Raw genomic sequence first — 18,595 nt, 5'->3', positions numbered from 1 at the left:
CGAGCGCGCAGCGCGGTGCTTCCGGGATTCCGCCGGGCATGGCCCGGCGCTACCGGCGGATGCGGGTGGATGTCGGTAGCGCGGGGCCATGCCCCGCGAGCGCGCAGCGCGGCGCTTCCGGCATTCCGCCGGGCATGGCCCGGCGCTACCGGTGGATGCGGGTGGATTCCGGTAGCGCGGGGCCATGCCCCGCGAGCGCGCAGCGCGGCGCTTCCGGGATTCCGCCGGGCATGGCCCGGCGCTACCGGGGGCGGACCGGGCGCGAGGCGGGTGATGCCGGTAACGCGGTGCTTCCGGCATTCCGCCGGGCATGGCCCGGCGCTACCGGAGGGCGGACCGGACGCGAGGCGGGTGATGCCGGTGACGCGGCGCTTCCGGCATCCGCCGGGCATGGCCCGGCGCTACCGGGGCGGACCGGGCGCGATGCGGGTAGAATTCCCGGCTTTCCCGCCACCCGAATGGATTAAGCGCCATGACCGGGACGCCAGACGTCTTTCCGCCCGCCGCAGCGGGCGGTACCCCGCTCGTTGCCCTGCCCACTGGTCCGCGCAAGCCCGACCAGGTCAAGGGCAAGCTGTACATCAAGACCCACGGTTGCCAGATGAACGAGTACGACTCGGCCAAGATGGCCGATGTGCTCGCCGCCAGCGACGGCCTGGAGCTGACCGACCGCCCGGAAGACGCCGACGTCATCCTGGTCAACACCTGCTCGATCCGCGAGAAGGCGCAGGAAAAGGTGTTCAGCCAGCTGGGCGTGTGGAAGGGGCTGAAGAACCAGGGCCGTGAGGTCATCATCGGCGTCGGCGGCTGCGTGGCCTCGCAGGAAGGCGAGGCGATCATCAAGCGCGCCCCGTTCGTGGACCTGGTGTTCGGCCCGCAGACCCTGCACCGCCTGCCGGAGCTGATCCGTGCCCGCCGCGAACAGAAGCGGCCGCAGGTGGACATCAGCTTCCCGGAGATCGAGAAGTTCGACCGCCTGCCCGAGCCACGCGCCGAGGGCGCCTCGGCGTTCGTGTCGATCATGGAAGGCTGCTCGAAGTACTGCTCGTTCTGTGTGGTGCCCTACACCCGCGGCACCGAAGTCAGCCGCCCGTTCGAGGACGTGGTGGTGGAGGTGGCACAGCTGGCCGCCCAGGGCGTGCGAGAGATCAACCTGCTCGGCCAGAACGTCAATGCCTACCGCGGTCCGTATGGCGACGGCGAATTTGCCGACCTCGGCCTGCTGATCCGCACCATCGCCGAGATCGACGGCGTCGGCCGCATCCGCTTCACCACTTCGCACCCGCTGGAGTTCAGCGATTCGCTGATCGATGCATTCCGCGACGTGCCGCAGCTGGCCAATTTCCTGCACCTGCCGGTCCAGGCCGGCAGCGACCGCGTGCTGTCGGCGATGAAGCGCGGCTACACCGCGCTGGAATTCAAGTCGAAGATCCGCAAGCTGCGCGCGGTGCGTCCGGACATCTCGATCAGCTCGGACTTCATTGTCGGCTTCCCCGGCGAGACCGATGCCGACTTCGAGAAGACCATGAAGCTGATCGAGGACATCGGCTTCGACCACAGCTTCTCCTTCATCTATTCACGTCGCCCGGGCACCCCGGCCGCGGACCTGGAGGACACGATCAGCGATGCCGAGAAGCATGCGCGCCTGTCGCGCCTGCAGGCACGCATCAATGCGCATGCCGCCGGCATCTCCGAGAAGATGGTCGGCACCGTGCAGACCGTGCTGGTGGAAGGCCCCTCGCGCAAGAACCCGAACGAACTGACCGGCAAGACCGAGAACATGCGGTCGGTGAACTTCCCGGCGCCGGCGCGGCTGATCGGCCAGTTCGTGGATGTGGTGATCACTGAAGCACTGACCAATTCGCTCCGCGCGCGCGTGGTGGCGGAATAAGGCATGCCGGCCGTGGGTCGGCATGCCCTAATCCAATCGCTTGCGGAAACGCAGGATCGCCAGCGTCATCATCACCACGATGAAGGCCAGCAGTGCCAGTGCGTCGTGCCACAGCTCCCACAGCGAGGCGCCACGCAGCATGATGCCGCGCACCAGGCGCAGGAAATGGGTCAGCGGCAGCACTTCGGCCAGCCATTGCACCGGCCGCGGCATGCCCGCGAACGGGAACATGAAGCCCGACAGCAGGATCGACGGCAGGAACAGGAACAGGGTCATCTGCATCGCCTGGAACTGCGAGCGCGCGCGCGTGGAGATCAGCAGGCCCAGTGCCAGGTTGGCCAGCACCAGCAGCACCGCGGCCAGGTAGATATCGAGCAGACTGCCGCGGATCGGCACCTGGAACAGCCAGGTGCCCAGCACCAGCACCAGGGTCGTCTGCAGCAGGCCGATGGCCGCATAGGGCAGCACCTTGCCGACCATCAGTTCGCTGCGCGACACCGGCGTGGCGATCAGCAGTTCCATGTTGCCGCGCTCGCGTTCGCGCACCACGGCCACTGCCGTGAACATCACCAGGGTCATGGTCAGGATCACCCCGATCAGGCCCGGCACGATGTTCACCGCCGAACGCCGCTGCGGGTTGTAGAAGCTGGTCACACTGATTGCACCCCCGGCGATGCTGCCTTCGCGCAGCGGCCGGGTGTTGCTGGTCGGTCGCGTATCCAGCGGCACCTGCGCCAGCTGGATCGCCGCGCTCTGCACCACGGTGTCGCTGCCATCGACCAGCACCTGCACCGCCTCGCGTCCGTCGAAGCGACGACGTTCGAAGTCGGCCGGGACCACGATGCCGACACTGATCTCGCCGCGGCGCAGTGCCTGCATCAGCTGGTCGGGCGTATAGGCTTCGCTGCGCGGCGTGATCACCCCGGTGGCGACCATGTCCTGCACCAGCGCACGCGAGGCGGCACTGTTGGCCTGGTCGGCGACGCCGGCGTCGAGGTGGCGCAGGTTGAGATTGATCGCATAGCCAAACAGCAGCAGCTGCATCACCGGAATGCCGACGATCATCGCCAGCGTGATGCGGTCGCGGCGCAGCTGCCGCAGCTCCTTGAGCATGATCGCCCACAGGCGGCGCGGGTTCATGCTGCCGGCTCCCGGCCCCGCCCGCGGGTAGCGGCCACGAATACGTCTTCCAGGTTCGGCGCCACCGCGTCGATCCTGGCCCCGGGATCGGCAGCCGCCAACGCCCGCCGCAGTGCCGGCGTATCGGCCTGCCCTTCGCTGCACAGCACGCGCAGCTGGGTACCGATCTGCGCCACGCTCAGCACGCCGGGCAGTTCGGCCAGCGCGCGGCTGGCCTGGCGTGGCTGCGAGGAGGTGACCTGCAGCGTGCGCCCCTGCAGCCGTGCACACAGTTCGGCCGGCGTGCCATCGGCCACCAGCGCGCCGCGATCAAGAATGGCCAGCCGGTGGCAGCGCTCGGCCTCGTCCATGTAGTGGGTCGACACCAGCACGGTGGTGCCCGCGTCGGCCAGTTCGAACAGGGCCTCCCAGAAATCGCGGCGCGATTCCGGATCGACCGCGCTGGTCGGCTCGTCCAGGAACAGCAGCTCGGGGGCGTGCACCACAGCACCGGCCAGGGCCAGGCGCTGCTTCTGCCCACCGCTGAGCGTGCCAGCCAGCTGCGGCTGCCGATCCTGCAGCCGGTACTGCTGCAGCAGTGCATCGACGCGCTGCCGCGCCTGTGCGCGCGGCAGATCCTGGATGGCGGCGAGGAACTCCAGGTTCTCGCGCACCGAAAGGTCTTCATACAACGAGAAGCGCTGGGTCATGTAGCCGATGCGCCGGCGCAATGCCTCGGCCTGCTCCGGCACCGCCAGCCCCAGCACCTCGATCTGCCCGGCGCTGGGTTCCAGCAGGCCGCACAGCATGCGGATGGTGGTCGACTTGCCGGATCCATTCGGCCCCAGGAAGCCGTAGACCTGCCCGCGTGGCACGGTCAGGTCGACATTGTCCACGGCCAGCAGATCGCCGAAGCGGCGGGTCAGGCCCTGCGCATGCACCGCGATGTCCGCAGCGGTGTTCAGAAGCGCACCTGTACCGGCAGACCCGCGGGCAGTTTGCGCACGTCGTTGTTGCCGTCCACTTCGATCTCGGCCAGATAGCTCAGGCGTTCGACGTCTTCACCGGTCAGTGCGTAGTACGGCGTGAACGAGGGCTCGCTGCGGATCGCGCGCACGTGCCCGGTCAGCACCGTGCCGCCTCCTTCCAGCTGTATCTGCGCGGCCTGCCCGACCTTGACCTGCAGGCGCAGCGGCTGCGGCAGGTAGACCCGCGCATACGGGCGGTCGCCGACCAGCATCACGGCCAGCGGCGCGCCGACCGGCGCCTGGTCGCCCTGCCGGTACGGCAGGGCATCGATCACGCCGTCGCGCGGCGCACGCAACTGCAGCTTCTGCAGGTTCACGCCCTGCACCACCTGCTGCGCCTGCGCGGCATCGGCGGCGGCCTGGCCCTGGGCGATCTCCTGCGCCCGGCTGCCGTGCACCAGCTCCAGCCAGGCCTGCTCGGCGGCACGCACGCTGGCCTCGGCATTGCCGGCGGCGGCGCGCGCGCGGTCCAGTTCAGCGGCGGCAATCAAGCGCTGCTGTGCCAACGGCTGGACCCGGCGGTAATAGGCGCTTGCTTCGGCAGCCTGTGCGCGCAATGCGGCCAGTTGCGCCTGGGCCTGCGCGATCTGTTCCTGGCGTGGGCCGATCTTCAGTTCTTCCAGCTGCGCCTGCGCACGCACCGTGTCCGCCTGCGCGGCGGCGAACTGCGCGTCTCCGCGCGCCGGATCCAGCTGCATCAGCACGGCCCCGGCCTTGACCTGCTCGCCCTCGCGCACCTCCACCGTGGCGATCACTTCGGCCGCCGGTGCCGGCACCGTGATCCGGTCCCACTCCAGCGTGCCCAGCGCAGTGGGCGTTGACTGCCCACATCCCGCCAGCAGGCCGATGCCCGCCAGTCCGATTCCACGCATGCCGTTGCCGATGCCCATGCCACCCCTCCTGCGACGGCGCCACGGTGCCATGTGCCCCGTGTACCCTCAATGATTCCGATCCGCCCTGACGGTTTTTTCACCACGCGCGGGGAAGCCTTTGGCTGCAAGGCTCCGCACCACCTGTCCACAGGTTGATTGGGCATCATTCCACAACCGCTGTGGAAATCCGGCAGCAGGTGGCGGTGTTGCTCACCCGGCAACGAAACCTGCACGTCCATCATGATCAGCGCCCCGCCCGTGCCGCCATGGCGACGGCCGCCCATGACGGTTTTTTCACCACGGCCTCATGGGCCTTGTGGCACAAGCAGTGCGAAGGTCTATCCACAGGTTTCCGGGAGTCCCGTCCACACCGGGTGTGGAAAACGCTGTATCGACCGTCTGCTGGCCGTGCGCCCTGCGCGCGCGCTACCCTTGTCTTCCCTGAATACACTGCGGTGGAAGGCGTCCGCCCCACCCCGAGCAATGAAAAACATCGATCATCGAGACTTCACCCTGTCGCCGGAAGACAATGCGCGACTGGCCAACCTGTGCGGCCCCTTCGATGGCCACCTTCGCCAGATCGAGTTGAAGCTCGGTGTGGAGATCGCCAACCGTGGCTTCGTGTTCCGGGTCACCGGTCCGCAGGAAGCCAGCGCCGAAACGCAGAAGCTGATCGAGGCGCTGTACGCGGAAGCGGCGGAGACCCTCTTCGACAACCATGCCATCCATGTGCGCCTGGCGCAGGCCAACGTGGAACAGATCGCCGAGCGCTCCTACGAAGCGCAGGACGTTGCGATCAAGGTCAAGCGCGGCACCGTGCGCGGCCGCGGTGCCAACCAGGGCCGCTACCTGCACCAGATCGCCACCCACGACATCAACTTCGGCATCGGCCCGGCCGGCACCGGCAAGACGTTCCTGGCCGTGGCCAGCGCGGTGGAAGCGCTGAACGAATCGCGCGTGCAGCGGCTGATCCTGGTGCGCCCGGCGGTCGAGGCCGGCGAGAAGCTGGGCTTCCTGCCCGGCGACCTGAGCCAGAAGGTCGACCCGTATCTGCGCCCGCTGTACGACGCCCTGTATGAAATGATGGGCGTGGAAAAGGTGGTCAAGCTGCTGGAACGCAATGTCATCGAGATCGCACCGCTGGCCTACATGCGCGGGCGCACCCTCAACGATGCCTTCGTGATCCTGGACGAGGCCCAGAACACCACCATCGAACAGATGAAGATGTTCCTGACCCGCCTCGGCTTCGGCTCCACTGCGGTGGTGACCGGCGACCTGACCCAGACCGATCTGCCCAAGCACGTGAAGTCCGGCCTGCGCGATGCCATCGACGTCCTGCGCGATGTGGAAGGGGTCAGCTTCACCTTCTTCGAAGCCCGCGACGTGGTCCGTCATCCGCTGGTGGCGCGCATCGTCAGCGCGTACGATCGCCGCGACCTGCATCAGATCCAGCCTGGAGCAACACCATGACCCGTGGACCGGTGCGACTGGATGTCGCCGTCAGCTACGCCCTGCCCCGCACCGGCCTGCCGGCCGCGGTGAGTTTCCGCAAGTGGGTCGCCGCCGCGTTGAAGGGCCGCATCCGCGAGGCCGACCTGGCCATCCGCGTGGTCGATGCCAAGGAAGGCCAGTCGCTGAACCGGCATTACCGTGGCAAGGACTACGCCACCAACGTGCTCAGCTTCCCGGCCGACGTGCCCGAAGGCCTGCCCAAAGGGGTCAAGTTCCCGCTGCTGGGCGATCTGGTGATCTGCGCCCCGGTGGTGGCCCGCGAGGCCGATGAACAGGGCAAGGCGCTCAACGCCCACTACGCGCACCTGACCGTGCACGGCGTGCTGCACCTGCTCGGCTGGGACCACGAGGACGACAAGGAAGCTGAGGCGATGGAGCAGCTCGAGCGCGAGATCCTGGCCGAGCTCGGCATCGACGACCCGTACGCGGGCGAGCGCTGACGCCGCATCGGGCCCTGTCCCGGCACCGCACTCACGGAACCGGAGCACCGTATGATCCCTCCCGCACTTCTGCTTGCAGCGCTGCTGCAGTCCGGGGCCGGCCTGATGCCCGATCCTGGGCGGCCCTCACCGTTTCCGGTCAGCGACCGTGAGGCCGACATCAGCGCCAAGGTCGCCGAGCTGCGCGCTTTTTTCGGCAGCAGCGAGCAGGACACCCGCATCATCGTCGCCACCGCCCAGCAACGGGCGCTGATCGAACGCCTGGAAACCCGGCACGCGGCGCGGCTGGCAGGTCTCTGGGTGGACAATGATCCGGGCTGGCACACCGTGGTGCGGCTGACCGGCAACGCACCGGTGGCCGATGAAGTCCACGCCGGCGCCGACGGCCCGCAGCATGTGCACTACCGCACCGGCGCAGCGCTGACCGAAGCCACGATGACGCAGCGCATGCGCGCCCAGCGCGACTGGCTGCTCGAGCAGCTGCCGGACAGCACAGGCCATGGCCTGGACGTGAAGACCGGCGAACTGTATGTGCAGCTCGATGACACCGCCGGCAACCGCGCCACCGCCGCGGCGGTAGGTGGACACCTGGAGGCGCGGCTCGGTTTTCCGGTCAGATTCGAGTGGACGCCCGTCCGGCGCTGACCACGGCGATGGCTCGCCGGCGGCAGCGGGCGCCGCTACCATGCACAGCCTCCCTGCCGCTGATCGGACCCTGCCGCGATGTCACTGCTGCGTTTCCTGCCCGTGCTGCTGGCCGCTGCGCCGGCTGTCTCCGCCGCGCCGCTGGACCTGCCCGCGCTGATCGAATGCCGCCAGGGCGTGGCCGAGCATGCTGCACTGGCGCCACTGCTGGCCGACCCGCTGAAGGCCGTGGCCAACGGCCTGCAGCCGCTGCCGCAGTCCAACCAGTTCATGAGCGAGTATCGGCTGGCAAGCCCGGTGACCGTATTCGGCCAGCAGACCGACCGCGTGGCGGTGGCCGGGGCCAGCGTCATGGCGGTGCTGGACCAGGCCGATCCACGCCCGCTGGCCAAGCGGCTGGCGCTGGAAACCGGCTATGACCAGGACGGCAAGTTCATGGCCGGCCGCGAGCTGGTCAGCCGCGACGTGACCGACCCGACCAGCGGCGAGGCCCAGATCGAGTCGATCATCCTCAGCGTCTCCACCGTGGCCTCCCACCCCGGCAAGACCCTGGCCGGCTGCACCTACAGCCTGGACCTGCCCGAGGAGGAGGAGGCGGCCCCGGCCGCCCCCGCCCCGGCCACCGGCAGTCACTGACAGGCCCGCACATCCTGCTAGACTTGGGCCATCGCCCGGCCTGCCGGGTGCCTTTTTTCCAGAGATGTCAGAAGACGACAGTAGTAGCTCCCCAGCGGAGCACAGTGAAAAGAAGCGCGGCTGGCTTGAACGCCTGACGTCCGCGTTCTCCGGCGAACCCCACACCCGCGACGAGCTGGTTGCGGTCCTGCACACCGCGCAGGAAGAAGGGCTGATCGCCGCCGATACCCTGAAGATGATGGAAGGCGCCATTTCAGTGGCCGAGCTGACCGTGGGCGACGTGATGATCTCGCGCTCGCAGATGGTCTCGCTGCCGGTCGAAGCGCCCTTCCTGGAGCTGATGAGGCAGGTGGTCGAATCCGGCCACTCGCGCTTCCCGGTGCACGGCGAGAACAAGGACGACATCCTTGGCGTACTGCTGGCCAAGGACCTGCTGCGCGGCGTGGTCGCCGACAACGGGCCCGGCAACGTGCGCGAGCTGCTGCGCCCGGCGGTGCTGATCCCCGAAGCCAAGAAGCTCAACGTGCTGCTGAAGGAGTTCCGGCTGTCGCGCAACCACATGGCGATCGTGGTCGATGAGTACGGCGGCGTCGCCGGCCTGGTCACCATCGAGGACGTGCTGGAGCAGATCGTCGGCGAGATCGACGACGAGCACGACGAGGCCGAGGATCCCTCGGCACAGATCGCGATCCAGGCCGACGGCCAGTACGTGGTCGACGCGCTGACCCCGATCGGCGATTTCAATGAGCGTTTCGGCGCCAGCTTCTCCGATGAGGACTACGACACCATCGGCGGCCTGGTCACCGAAGCGGTGGGCCATCTGCCGGAAGTCGGCGATGAGCTGGCGCTGGACCGCTTCATGTTCCGCGTGGCCCGCGCCGATGCGCGCCGGGTCCAGGCCTTCCATGTGACGGTGCTGGCACCGGACGCGCAGGACGACGCTTGAAGCGCCGCGGCCTGATCCTCAGCCTGTGGCTGGTCCTGTGCGTGCTGGCCGCAGCCCTGCCGCTGGCCGCGTCCGCGCAGCCCGTCGCAGCGGTGCCGAGCGCTGCGGCCGCGGCGCCGGCGCCGCGGGTCGGGGTGGTGACGATGCAGCCGGGCACGGTGTTCTTCGAGCGCTTCGGCCACGATGCCATCGTGGTGCTCGACCCGGTCAGCGGCGAAGCGATCTCGTACAACTTCGGCTACTTCGATCCGTCCGAACAGGATTTCATCGGCCGCTTCGTGCGCGGCGACATGATGTATTACCTGGTGGCGCTGCCGCTGCAGCAGGACCTGTCGTACTACGACGAAACCGGCCGCGGCGCCAGCGTGCAGTGGCTGGACCTGCGCCCGGAGCAGGCACGTGCGCTGGCCGCCGACCTGGCAGAGCGCGCCAAGCCGGAGAACGCCCGCTACCACTACGACTACTACACCGCCAACTGCGCGACGATGGTGCGTGACACGCTGGACAAGGCACTGGGCGGCAGCCTGCAGTCGCAGCTGTCCGGGCGCTCGCGCGGCAACACCTACCGCAGTGAATCGGTGCGACTGGCCTCGCCGGCGCCGTGGATGTGGCTGGGCTTCGATATCGGCCTGGGCCCCTTCGCCGACCAGCCACTGTCGCGCTGGCAGGAAGCGTTCGTGCCGATGCGGCTGGCCGATGCCCTGCGCCAGGCGCGCAACAGTGACGGCCGGCCGCTGGTGCAGTCCGAGCAGGAACTGCTGCCGCACCGCATCGATCCCGAACCCCGGGAGTTCGCGCGCCGCTGGTGGCCGTGGCTGCTGTGCGGCCTGGTGATCGCCGCGGGTGTACTGGCACTGCGCAGCCGGCCACGCCTGCTGGCCGGGCTGGCACTGCCGCTGTGGCTGCTGTGTGCCATCGCCGGCGGCCTGCTGGTGTTCCTGTGGGGCTTCAGCACCCACTACGCCGCCTGGGCCAACCGCAACCTGCTGCTGCTGTCGCCGCTGGCGGTGCTGCTGCTGCCCGGCGCGATCGCGCTGCTGCGCCGGCGCGTGCCTGGGCGCATGTTCAGGGTCGTGCTGTGGCTGCTGGCGGTACAGGCGGTGGCCGCGCTGGTACTGCACTGGCTGAGCCTGCAGGCACAGTACAACGTGCAGTGGATCGTGCTGCTGCTGCCGGTCCACCTTGCGCTGGCCTGGGTGCTCGGGCGTCGTCCTCACTTGTCCGAAACACGGCACTGACGCACGATGGCGGGCATGTCATTGCCCGCCTCCGCTTCCACCCCGGCCTCGGCCAACCCGACCTGCGTCATCAACTGCGTCCACTACGATGACGACGGCAAACGCCACGACATCAGCCTGGACGCCATCAGCGATGTCATCGCCAGTGGCAACGGCTTCGTCTGGGTCGGCCTGTACGACCCCAACGACGATGTCCTGCTGAAACTGCAGGAGGAATTCTGCCTGCACGACCTCGCCATCGAGGATGCGCGCAACGCGCACCAGCGGCCCAAGGTCGAGACCTACGGCAATTCGCTGTTCGTGGTGGTGACCACCGCGCAGATGGTCGACGAGCGCATCCAGTACGGTGAAACCCATGCCTTCCTCGGCCCGCGCTTCCTTGTGACGGTGCGCCACGGCGCTTCGCTGTCGTACGCGCCGGTGCGTGCCCGGGTCGAGCGCGAGCCGCAGCTGCTGAAGATGGGCCCGTCGTACTGCCTGTACGCGGTGACCGACTTCGTGGTCGACAACTACCTGCCGATCGTGCACCGCTTCCGCGACACGCTGGATCTGCTGGAAAAGGACATCTTCGCCGACACCTACAAACGCAGCACGGTGGTGCGGCTGTACGAACTCAAGCGCGAACTGAACAAGATGCGCATGGCGGTGGCGCCGCTGCAGGACGTACTGGCGCAGATCCGGCGCTACCAGGGCGATCTGATCCCGGACGAGGTCAAGCTGTATGTGCGCGACGTGCACGACCACGCCGTGCGCATCAGCGATGTGATCGACACCCTGCGCGAGATGCTCGGCACTGCGCTGAGCGTGAACCTTTCGCTGGTGACCCTGGCACAGGGCGAGACGGTCAAGCGTCTCGGCGCCTGGGCCGCGCTGCTGGCGGCGCCGACTCTGATCACCAGCTGGTATGGCATGAACTTCAGCCACATGCCCGAACTGAGCGAGCCCTGGGCCTACCCGCTGATGATCGTCGGCGTGGGTGGGGTGTGCGTGGGGCTGTACCGGCTGTTCAAGCGCGCGAAGTGGTTGTAGCGCGTTCCTGCAGCGTCGCGCCCTGCTCGACGGATGCGGGCTGCACCAGCCGAGCATGGCGACTCTACAGAGGCTGGTGGATCAGGCCACGTAGACGGTCTTGATGTTCATGAACTCATGGATGCCGTGGTCGGCCAGCTCGCGGCCAAACCCTGACGCCTTGCTGCCGCCGAACGGGAGCCGCGCATCGCTCTTGACGATGGCATTGACGAAGGCCGCACCGCATTCCATGCGCTGGGCGAAGCGTTCGCCCCGCACCGGGTCGCGCGTCCACACGCTGCCGCCGAGGCCGAAGCGGCTGTCGTTGGCCACGCGCAGCGCCTCGTCCTCGTCCCTGACCCGGATCACCGCCGCCACCGGTCCGAACAGCTCCTCGTCGTAGGCCGGCATGCCCGGCGCCACCTGGTCCAGCACGGTGGCCGGATACCCCGCGTGCGTGCCGGCAACCGGCTCGCCGCCAAGCAGCACCCGGGCACCCTTGTCGACGCTGGCCTGCACCTGCTTGTGCAGTTCATCGCGCAGATCGGCCCGCGCCATCGGAGCCAGCGTGGTGCCGCGCGCGTTCGGATCGCCATACTGGCGTTCGGCGGCCGCATCGACGAACGCGCGGGTGAACGCATCGGCCACCGCTTCGACCACGATGAAGCGCTTGGCGGCGATGCAGGTCTGGCCACTGTTGTCGAAGCGTGACTTCACCGCTGCGGCGACAGCCGTGTCCAGGTCGGCATCGTCGAGCACCACGAACGCATCGCTGCCGCCCAGCTCCATCACCGACTTCTTCAACTGGCTTCCGGCGTTGGAGGCGATCGAGCGCCCTGCCCGCTCGCTGCCGGTCAGGGTCACCGCCTTCACCCGGTGGTCGCGCAGCACCTCGGCAGCCTGGTCATTGTCGATATGCAGCACATCGAACACGCCGTCGGGCAGCCCACCGGCGCGGCACACCGCCAGGATCAGGTCGGCGCACTGCGGCACGTTGCTGGCGTGCTTGAGCACGGCCACGTTGCCGGCCATGAATGCCGGGGCCAGGAAACGGAACACCTGCCAGATCGGGAAATTCCACGGCATCACCGCGAACACGCAGCCGATCGGCTCGTAGCGCACGTAGCTGCGCTGGGCCTCGGTGTCGATCAGCTGCGGCTTCAGATAGTCGGCCGCGTGGTCGGCGTAGAACTCGCAGGTCGCCGCGCACTTCTCGACCTCGGCCAGTGCCTCGGCCTTCAGCTTGCCCATCTCGCTGGTCATGGCCTGCTGCAGGTCATCGCGCCGCGCGCGCAGCTGCGTGGCGATCTGGCGCAGGATGGCGCCGCGCTCCTGCAGCGAGCACGCGGTCCAGCGCGGGAATGCCTCGGCCGCCGCCTGCAGGCGCTGCTCGATGTCGGCGCTGCTCATCAGTTCATGGCGGTAGGTCACCAGGCCGGTGGCCGGATTGACGATCTCGACGGTCATTGGGGGTCTCCATCCGATAGACCCCCATTGTGCGCCGGTGCCCGTGAGCCGGATGTTGCCGGGCGCCCGCCGGGTGGCCCGCGATGCAGGACCGCGGGCCGCCGGTTCAGCCGTTGTCCTGCCGCGCCAGCTGCAGGTCGCGCTGGCGCCGCTTCTCGGCGCGGGCGTTGATGTACCAGCCGATCACTGCGGCAATGGATACCGCCGACACCAGCAGGGTCGCCAATGCGTTGATCTTCGGGCTGATGCCCATGCGCACCGAGGCGAACACCTTCATTGGCAGCGTGGTCGAACCGGGCGTGGCAACGAAGCTGGCCACCACCACGTCATCCAGCGACAGGGTGAAGGCCAGCAGCCAGCCGGCCACCAGCGCCGGCGCGATGATCGGCAGGGTGATGCGGCCGAACACGGTCAGCCGGCTCGCGCCCAGGTCCATTGCCGCCTCTTCCAGGGACAGGTCCATTTCCTGCAGGCGCGAGGACACCACCACGGTGACGAAGCACAGGGTGAAGGTGACGTGGGCGATCCAGATCGTGGCCAGTCCGCGCGCCGGGAAACCGGGAATCGCGCCCATCGATGCAAGCAGCGCCATCAGCGAGAAGCCCAGGATCACATCGGGCATGACCAGCGGTGCGGTGACCAGCGCCCCGAACAGCGGCTTGCCACGGAAGCGCTTGAAGCGGGTCATCACCATCGCCGCCAGCGTGCCGAGCACGGTGGCCGTGCAGGCGGTCCAGAACGCGACCACCAGGCTGGTCCACATCGCATCCATCAGCGCGCGGTCGGCGAACAGATCGCTGTAGGCGCGGGTGGAGAACCCGGCCCAGACCATCGCCAACCGCGAGCTGTTGAACGAGTAGAACATCAGCAGCAGGATCGGCAGGTACAGGAAGGCGAAACCGAGCAGCAGCACGCCCAGCCCCAGCCCCTTGGCGGTACGCGGGCTCATGCCTGCTTCCCTTCCAGCAGGCGCTGCTGGGATCGGTTGAACAGCAGGATCGGTACCAGCAGCAACAGGATCATCGCCACCGCCATCGCCGAGGCACCGGGCCAGTTGCGGTTGTTGAAGAATTCATTCCACAGCTGGCGGCCGACCATCAGCGTTTCCGAGCCACCCAGCATTTCCGGAATCACGAATTCGCCGATCGCCGGGATCATCACCAGCATGCAGCCGGCGATGATGCCGGCCTTCGACAGCGGCAGGGTGATGCGCAGGAAGGCCTGCCAGGGTTTGGCGCCGAGATCGTACGCGGCCTCCAGCAGGCGATGATCGTGCTTGACCAGGTTGGCATACAGCGGCAGCACCATGAACGGCAGGTAGCAGTAGACGATGCCGATGTAGGCGGCGGTCGGGGTGTCGATCAGCTGCAGCCTGGGCAGCCCCATGCGGGTCATCAGCGATTGCAGGCCGGTGAACTGCAGGAACTGGTCGAGCAGGCCGTTGCGGTCCAGGATCGCCTTCCACGCATACACACGGATCAGGAACGAGGTCCACGACGGCAGCACCACCAGCATCATCGCCACGTTGCGCGCGGCCGGCGACAGGCGGGCGATGGCATAGGCCATCGGGTAGCCGATCAGCAGGGTGAGGAAGGTGGAGATGGCCGCGATCCTGATCGAGCTCAGGAAGGCCTGCGCATAGATCGAGTCGCGGAACAGCGCGAGGTAGTTCTCCAGGTTGAGCTTGAGCGAGAACGCGCCGTCCACGTACTGCAGCAGCCAGGTGTACGGCGGCGAGCCGACCCGGCTGTGCGAGAAGCTGATCATCAGCACGATCAGGAACGGCACCGCGAAGAACAGCAGCAGCCACAGGTAGGGAATGCCGATCACCGTGCCGCGCAGCCCCGGCAGCCAGCGCTTCAGGCCCGCCGCGCTCATGAGGTCAGCACCACGCCATCGTTGTCGCGCCAGTGCACCCAGACTTCGTCGCCCCAGGTCAGGCCATCGCTGGCCCAGCGCTGCGAGTTGGCGAAGTTGGCCAGCACCTTGGCGCCGCTGGGCAGGCGCACGTGGTAGACCGAATGGCTGCCGAAGTAGGCGATGTCCTCGATCACGCCCTGCGCCTTGTTGGTGTGACCCTCGGGCTCGTCCTTGCCGATCATCACCTTCTCCGGGCGCAGTGCGAATGCCACCGGCTGGCCCTCGTAGCAGGTGATGCCATGGGCGATGTAGACCGGCGCCGGAAACAGCGGCGAACGCACGGTCACGTATTCGGGCAGGTCTTCGTCGATCACACCATCGAACAGGTTGACCGAACCGATGAAGCCGGCGACGAAACGGTTGGCCGGCTGCTCGTAGACCTCATCGGGCTTGCCGACCTGCTGGATCCAACCGGCGTCCATCACCGCGATGCGGGTGGCCATGGTCATCGCCTCCTCCTGGTCATGGGTGACCATCACGCAGGTCACGCCCGACGATTCGATGATGCTGACCAGTTCCAGCTGCATCTGCGAGCGCAGCTTCTTGTCCAGCGCGCCCATCGGTTCGTCCAGCAGCAGCAGCTTGGGCCCCTTGGCCAGCGACCGCGCCAGCGCCACGCGCTGCTGCTGGCCACCGGACAGCTGGTGCGGCTTGCGCTTGCCGAGGTGGCCCATCTGCACCAGTTCCAGCATCTCGCCCACACGCCTGCCGATCGCGTCCTTGGCCATTCCGTCCTGTTTGAGGCCGAAGGCGATGTTCTGCTCGACCGTCATGTGCGGGAACAGGGCGTAGGACTGGAACATCATGTTGACCGGCCGCTGGTACGGCGGCAGCGCGTCCAGGCGCTGGCCATCCAGGGTAATGCTGCCGCGGGTGGGCGTCTCGAAGCCGCCCAGGCAGCGCAGCAGGGTCGATTTGCCGCTGCCAGAGCCACCGAGCAGCGCGAAGATCTCGCCCTTGCGCACGTCCAGGTTGACATCGTCGACAGCGACGAAGCCATCGAATTCCTTGCGCAGGTCGCGGATGGAGAGATAGCCGGGCACACCGCTCGTGTCGACGACGGTGGCTTCCGGCTGGGCTTCAACGGGCATGGGGGCTCCGGGAGCGGGCGGTGGACAGCGGGCGCCATTCTACCGGCCGGGGGCCGTAGGGGATATGACGGGCTGTGGCAGCAAGCCGTCAGGGCATCGCGCGCCGGCTCCCACCGCTACCGCCACTTACCCATGCCACGTGACAATTGTTACAAAATAACACTACCTTTCAGCTTGGCCGATCAGTCCTCGTTGCCATGATTGTCGGCGAAGTACTCATACCCGTACGCGTGCTCGGCCGCCAGATCGCGTGCCGTCCTGGCGACATAGCGGGCGTCCTCCGGGCTTGGAAACTGCTCGTCCAGGTCTGTGGTTGCAAGCGCGTACGCATCAGCGAAGTGAGTTACCTCATGGTAGATGGTCGCCGCCTTTGATCCAGAGGGCACATTGGGACCTACCGGGAGATCGAAAAAACGCGGGCAGTAATTCAAAACATAAGGAACTGCAGTAGAGATCCAGGCATTGGTGTCTCCAACCAGCTCTTCCGGGCAATCGCAAGAGGGTGGCTTGAGCAATGCGAACCGGGTAGCGATTCCCGAGACTGTCTTTCTGATACGGTCGTTGACCGGACTTTCGACATTGGGATCACCATGCTCACCAAACCACGACCTGTAGCGAGCAGTCTCATTGAAAGTCACAATGATGGATGATTCTCCGACCTCATATCCATAAAGCGACTCCAGATAGCTCCTCGAACTGCGAGCGACACCTGCCGCAGCGGTAATCCCCGCCGCAACGTCTTTCAAACGGTCTGGCGGGCAGGATGCTGATCGGGATGCCTCCTGCGGCGCGGTTTCTGCGCTCCGGCCTGCACGAGGCAGCGGGGCGACTATCAACATCGAAACGGGAGCGGTAGAAGCCTCCTTGCCGATCGCGGCCGCTCCTGCGGCCTCCGTACTGCCAAGAATCCGGTATCTGAGAACCGGGGCAGAAATCCTGTATGTCTGACCAGGACGAAGCTCATAGTTCCGGGAAAGATTGACCTGCCGTACAAGCCGCTGCCCTGGCGCCAGCGTCACTGTCTTCGCCCGAGCAGCGGCACTGAGGTGGGCAATGATTCCGCGATATGCCGCTGCGCTTCCATCCTGCGCAATGACAAGGAATGTATCATTCCACAGTCTTCCATCGTGCAGGACTCTGGGCAGCCCCCGCTCGGGAATACTGAGCGCCGCTGCTCCGGAATTGATATAGGTGACGTCGACCACGACGTCAGCCGTGGCGGTTCCAGCTGCCTCCTTCATCTGCACGGACAACTGCGCATTTGCGGGAGCAGCCCAGGCCAGAAACATGGTTACGGAACCGATCCAGGACAGGGCTTTCATTGCTCACTTCCTTGAGATGCATGGATAACGAGCATCCGTGGCATCACAAGGAAAATGCAAGCGATCGACGAACGAATACTGATCCGACCGCCATTTTCCCCACAGTCCGGGCGCCCTACCCTGCTCCAGGGAATTCTCGGCTGGGGAAAAGCGACTACTCCGCTTCAACCCGGGCCCGTCCCACTGCGCATTCCATCATCGGCTGCTTCTATCGCTGAAAGCCTCCGCAGCATGTGCCGCCGCCTGAAGGCGTGCCGACCAATGGTCGGCCCCCTCTGCCAGCCAGCCCTTACCTGCCGGTCTTCACCTCGGTCCACAGCCGGGTGTAGAGCTTGTCGGTCTCCGGCGTGTTGATCGAGTAGGTGAACATCTTCGCGGCCACGTCGGCCGGCGGATAGATGGTGGGATCGGTGCGGATCGCCTCGTCCACCAGCGGCGTCGCGGTCGGGACCGGGTTGCCGTAATGAATGAAATTGGTGTTGGCCGCGGCGACCTTCGGCTCCAGCAGGTAATTGATGAACTGGTAGGCCGCTTCCGGATGCTTGGCGTCCTTCGGGATCGCCAGCATGTCAAACCACTGCGGAGCACCTTCCTTCGGGATCGAATAGGCCACGTGCACGCCATTGCTGGCTTCTTCGGCGCGGTCGCGGGCCTGGATGATGTCACCCGACCAGCCGACCACCAGGCAGGTACCGCCGTTGGCCAGCGAACCCACGTACTGCGAGGAATGGAAGTTCTGCACGTACGGGCGGATCGACTTCAGCAGGTCGGCCGCCTTCTGCAGCTCGGCCGGGTCGGCGCTGTGCGGGTCCAGCCCCAGGTAGTGCAGCGCGATCGGAATCATGTCGGCCGGCGTGTCCAGGATGGTCACGCCGCAGTCCTTCATCTTGCTGATGTTCTCCGGCTTGAACACCAGGTCCCAGCTGTTGGCGATCTCGGCGCTGCCGCCGAAGCGCTCTTTCAGCATGTCCACGTTGTAGCCGATGCCGGTGGTGCCGATCATGTAGGGCACGCCGTACTGGTTGCCCGGGTCCTGGGTGGCGATGCGCTTCATCACCGCCGGGTCGAGGTTGGCCAGGTTGGGGATCTTCGACTTGTCCAGCGGCAGGAACACGCCGGCCTGGATCTGCCGGCCGAAGAAGTTCAGCGTCGGCACCACCACGTCGTAGCCGCTGTTGCCGGCCAGCAGCTTGGTCTCGACCATCTCATCGCTGTCGAACACATCGTAGGTCACCTTGATTCCGCTCTCCTTCTCGAAGTTGGGAATGGTGTCCTCGGCGATGTAGTCGCTGTAGTTGTAGACGTTCAGGACCTGGCTGTCCTGTCCGCCGCCGTTGCCGCCGCCACAGGCGGAAAGCATGGCGGAGGCCAGGCCGAGCGTGAGGATACGCAGCTTCATCGGGTGCTCCAGAATGCGGGAAGGGGGGCCGGCCGGGCCGGCGACGGGTGCAAGCCTACCC

17 protein-coding genes are annotated in these 18,595 nt (G+C 66.9%); 8 read left to right on the top strand and 9 right to left on the bottom strand.

The window, feature by feature from the left end:
- Positions 1-472: 472 nt before the first annotated feature.
- Positions 473-1,891 carry a tRNA (N6-isopentenyl adenosine(37)-C2)-methylthiotransferase MiaB gene (miaB, locus tag Q5Z10_RS07205; protein ID WP_303638562.1) on the top strand — a complete coding sequence of 473 codons (1,419 nt, stop codon included), beginning with the start codon at positions 473-475 and terminating at the stop codon, positions 1,889-1,891.
- Positions 1,892-1,918: 27 nt separating this feature from the next.
- Here miaB and Q5Z10_RS07200 read toward each other — a convergent pair whose 3' ends face one another.
- The 3 genes from Q5Z10_RS07200 to Q5Z10_RS07190 are packed head-to-tail and all read right to left on the bottom strand — an operon-like array spanning position 1,919 to position 4,928.
- Positions 1,919-3,031: an ABC transporter permease gene (locus Q5Z10_RS07200; protein WP_303638561.1), complete on the bottom strand. Its 1,113-nt coding sequence runs from the start codon at positions 3,029-3,031 to the stop codon at positions 1,919-1,921.
- Positions 3,028-3,951: an ABC transporter ATP-binding protein gene (locus Q5Z10_RS07195; protein WP_303638560.1), complete on the bottom strand. Its 924-nt coding sequence runs from the start codon at positions 3,949-3,951 to the stop codon at positions 3,028-3,030. The genes Q5Z10_RS07200 and Q5Z10_RS07195 overlap by 4 nt, the downstream gene beginning before the upstream one ends.
- Before the next feature lie 20 nt (positions 3,952-3,971).
- On the bottom strand, positions 3,972-4,928 hold the full coding sequence (locus tag Q5Z10_RS07190; RefSeq protein WP_303638559.1) for an HlyD family secretion protein: 957 nt from the start codon (positions 4,926-4,928) through the stop codon (positions 3,972-3,974).
- A 465-nt stretch (positions 4,929-5,393) separates the two neighbouring features.
- Between Q5Z10_RS07190 and Q5Z10_RS07185 the strand changes: the two genes are divergently transcribed.
- The 7 genes from Q5Z10_RS07185 to Q5Z10_RS07155 all read left to right on the top strand — a co-directional run bounded on the left by Q5Z10_RS07185 (position 5,394) and on the right by Q5Z10_RS07155 (position 11,356).
- Entirely contained in the window at positions 5,394-6,380 is a 987-nt protein-coding gene (locus Q5Z10_RS07185) for a PhoH family protein (protein WP_303638558.1), read from the top strand.
- Positions 6,377-6,862, top strand: coding sequence for an rRNA maturation RNase YbeY (gene ybeY / locus Q5Z10_RS07180; RefSeq protein ID WP_303638557.1), 486 nt, complete (start codon positions 6,377-6,379; stop codon positions 6,860-6,862). Before Q5Z10_RS07185 ends, ybeY begins: the two co-directional genes overlap by 4 nt.
- Positions 6,863-6,913: 51 nt before the next feature.
- Positions 6,914-7,507 (top strand): hypothetical protein, encoded by a 594-nt coding sequence (locus tag Q5Z10_RS07175; RefSeq protein WP_303638556.1) that lies wholly within the window; start codon positions 6,914-6,916, stop codon positions 7,505-7,507.
- 78 nt (positions 7,508-7,585) lie between these two features.
- A complete protein-coding gene (locus Q5Z10_RS07170) occupies positions 7,586-8,143 on the top strand; it encodes a hypothetical protein (protein WP_303638555.1) in 558 nt (185 codons plus the stop codon).
- A gap of 64 nt (positions 8,144-8,207) precedes the next feature.
- Positions 8,208-9,089, top strand: a complete 882-nt coding sequence (locus Q5Z10_RS07165; RefSeq protein ID WP_303638554.1) for a CorC family transporter — start codon at positions 8,208-8,210, stop codon at positions 9,087-9,089.
- Positions 9,086-10,327, top strand: coding sequence for a lipoprotein N-acyltransferase Lnb domain-containing protein (locus tag Q5Z10_RS07160; protein WP_303638553.1), 1,242 nt, complete (start codon positions 9,086-9,088; stop codon positions 10,325-10,327). The genes Q5Z10_RS07165 and Q5Z10_RS07160 overlap by 4 nt, the downstream gene beginning before the upstream one ends.
- A gap of 6 nt (positions 10,328-10,333) precedes the next feature.
- Positions 10,334-11,356: a magnesium and cobalt transport protein CorA gene (locus Q5Z10_RS07155; protein WP_303638552.1), complete on the top strand. Its 1,023-nt coding sequence runs from the start codon at positions 10,334-10,336 to the stop codon at positions 11,354-11,356.
- A gap of 81 nt (positions 11,357-11,437) precedes the next feature.
- Here the strand turns inward: Q5Z10_RS07155 and Q5Z10_RS07150 are convergent, their stop codons facing one another.
- The 6 genes from Q5Z10_RS07150 to Q5Z10_RS07125 form a co-directional block, all read right to left on the bottom strand.
- Positions 11,438-12,802: an NAD-dependent succinate-semialdehyde dehydrogenase gene (locus Q5Z10_RS07150; RefSeq protein WP_303638551.1), complete on the bottom strand. Its 1,365-nt coding sequence runs from the start codon at positions 12,800-12,802 to the stop codon at positions 11,438-11,440.
- 106 nt (positions 12,803-12,908) lie between these two features.
- Positions 12,909-13,751, bottom strand: coding sequence for an ABC transporter permease subunit (locus Q5Z10_RS07145; protein WP_106550353.1), 843 nt, complete (start codon positions 13,749-13,751; stop codon positions 12,909-12,911).
- Positions 13,748-14,680 (bottom strand): ABC transporter permease subunit, encoded by a 933-nt coding sequence (locus tag Q5Z10_RS07140; RefSeq protein WP_303638550.1) that lies wholly within the window; start codon positions 14,678-14,680, stop codon positions 13,748-13,750. The genes Q5Z10_RS07145 and Q5Z10_RS07140 overlap by 4 nt, the downstream gene beginning before the upstream one ends.
- A complete protein-coding gene (locus Q5Z10_RS07135) occupies positions 14,677-15,813 on the bottom strand; it encodes an ABC transporter ATP-binding protein (protein WP_303638549.1) in 1,137 nt (378 codons plus the stop codon). Before Q5Z10_RS07135 ends, Q5Z10_RS07140 begins: the two co-directional genes overlap by 4 nt.
- Positions 15,814-15,995: 182 nt before the next feature.
- The gene (locus tag Q5Z10_RS07130) at positions 15,996-17,135 is read right to left on the bottom strand and encodes a M35 family metallo-endopeptidase (protein WP_303638548.1); all 1,140 of its coding nucleotides are present in this window, start codon (positions 17,133-17,135) and stop codon (positions 15,996-15,998) included.
- A gap of 289 nt (positions 17,136-17,424) precedes the next feature.
- Entirely contained in the window at positions 17,425-18,534 is a 1,110-nt protein-coding gene (locus Q5Z10_RS07125; RefSeq protein ID WP_303638547.1) for a polyamine ABC transporter substrate-binding protein, read from the bottom strand.
- Positions 18,535-18,595: the final 61 nt, after the last annotated feature.

This window comes from Stenotrophomonas sp. 704A1, from assembly GCF_030549525.1.
Taxonomy (GTDB): Bacteria; Pseudomonadota; Gammaproteobacteria; order Xanthomonadales; family Xanthomonadaceae; genus Stenotrophomonas; species Stenotrophomonas tuberculopleuritidis.
The sequence above is the reverse complement of the archived record's forward strand: the minus strand, read 5'-3'. Positions and strand labels throughout refer to the sequence as shown.

What these genes read in the sequence shown, in the direction of transcription:
- Q5Z10_RS07145 (WP_106550353.1), bottom strand. Translation starts at nt 13,751, where the DNA reads ATGAGCCCGCGTACCGCCAAGGGGCTGGGGCTGGGCGTGCTGCTGCTC.
- Q5Z10_RS07125 (WP_303638547.1), bottom strand. Translation starts at nt 18,534, where the DNA reads ATGAAGCTGCGTATCCTCACGCTCGGCCTGGCCTCCGCCATGCTTTCC.
- Q5Z10_RS07140 (WP_303638550.1), bottom strand. Translation starts at nt 14,680, where the DNA reads ATGAGCGCGGCGGGCCTGAAGCGCTGGCTGCCGGGGCTGCGCGGCACG.
- Q5Z10_RS07130 (WP_303638548.1), bottom strand. Translation starts at nt 17,135, where the DNA reads ATGAAAGCCCTGTCCTGGATCGGTTCCGTAACCATGTTTCTGGCCTGG.
- ybeY (WP_303638557.1), top strand. Translation starts at nt 6,377, where the DNA reads ATGACCCGTGGACCGGTGCGACTGGATGTCGCCGTCAGCTACGCCCTG.
- Q5Z10_RS07155 (WP_303638552.1), top strand. Translation starts at nt 10,334, where the DNA reads ATGGCGGGCATGTCATTGCCCGCCTCCGCTTCCACCCCGGCCTCGGCC.
- Q5Z10_RS07200 (WP_303638561.1), bottom strand. Translation starts at nt 3,031, where the DNA reads ATGAACCCGCGCCGCCTGTGGGCGATCATGCTCAAGGAGCTGCGGCAG.
- Q5Z10_RS07190 (WP_303638559.1), bottom strand. Translation starts at nt 4,928, where the DNA reads ATGGGCATCGGCAACGGCATGCGTGGAATCGGACTGGCGGGCATCGGC.
- Q5Z10_RS07170 (WP_303638555.1), top strand. Translation starts at nt 7,586, where the DNA reads ATGTCACTGCTGCGTTTCCTGCCCGTGCTGCTGGCCGCTGCGCCGGCT.
- Q5Z10_RS07150 (WP_303638551.1), bottom strand. Translation starts at nt 12,802, where the DNA reads ATGACCGTCGAGATCGTCAATCCGGCCACCGGCCTGGTGACCTACCGC.
- Q5Z10_RS07175 (WP_303638556.1), top strand. Translation starts at nt 6,914, where the DNA reads ATGATCCCTCCCGCACTTCTGCTTGCAGCGCTGCTGCAGTCCGGGGCC.
- Q5Z10_RS07135 (WP_303638549.1), bottom strand. Translation starts at nt 15,813, where the DNA reads ATGCCCGTTGAAGCCCAGCCGGAAGCCACCGTCGTCGACACGAGCGGT.
- Q5Z10_RS07185 (WP_303638558.1), top strand. Translation starts at nt 5,394, where the DNA reads ATGAAAAACATCGATCATCGAGACTTCACCCTGTCGCCGGAAGACAAT.
- Q5Z10_RS07165 (WP_303638554.1), top strand. Translation starts at nt 8,208, where the DNA reads ATGTCAGAAGACGACAGTAGTAGCTCCCCAGCGGAGCACAGTGAAAAG.
- miaB (WP_303638562.1), top strand. Translation starts at nt 473, where the DNA reads ATGACCGGGACGCCAGACGTCTTTCCGCCCGCCGCAGCGGGCGGTACC.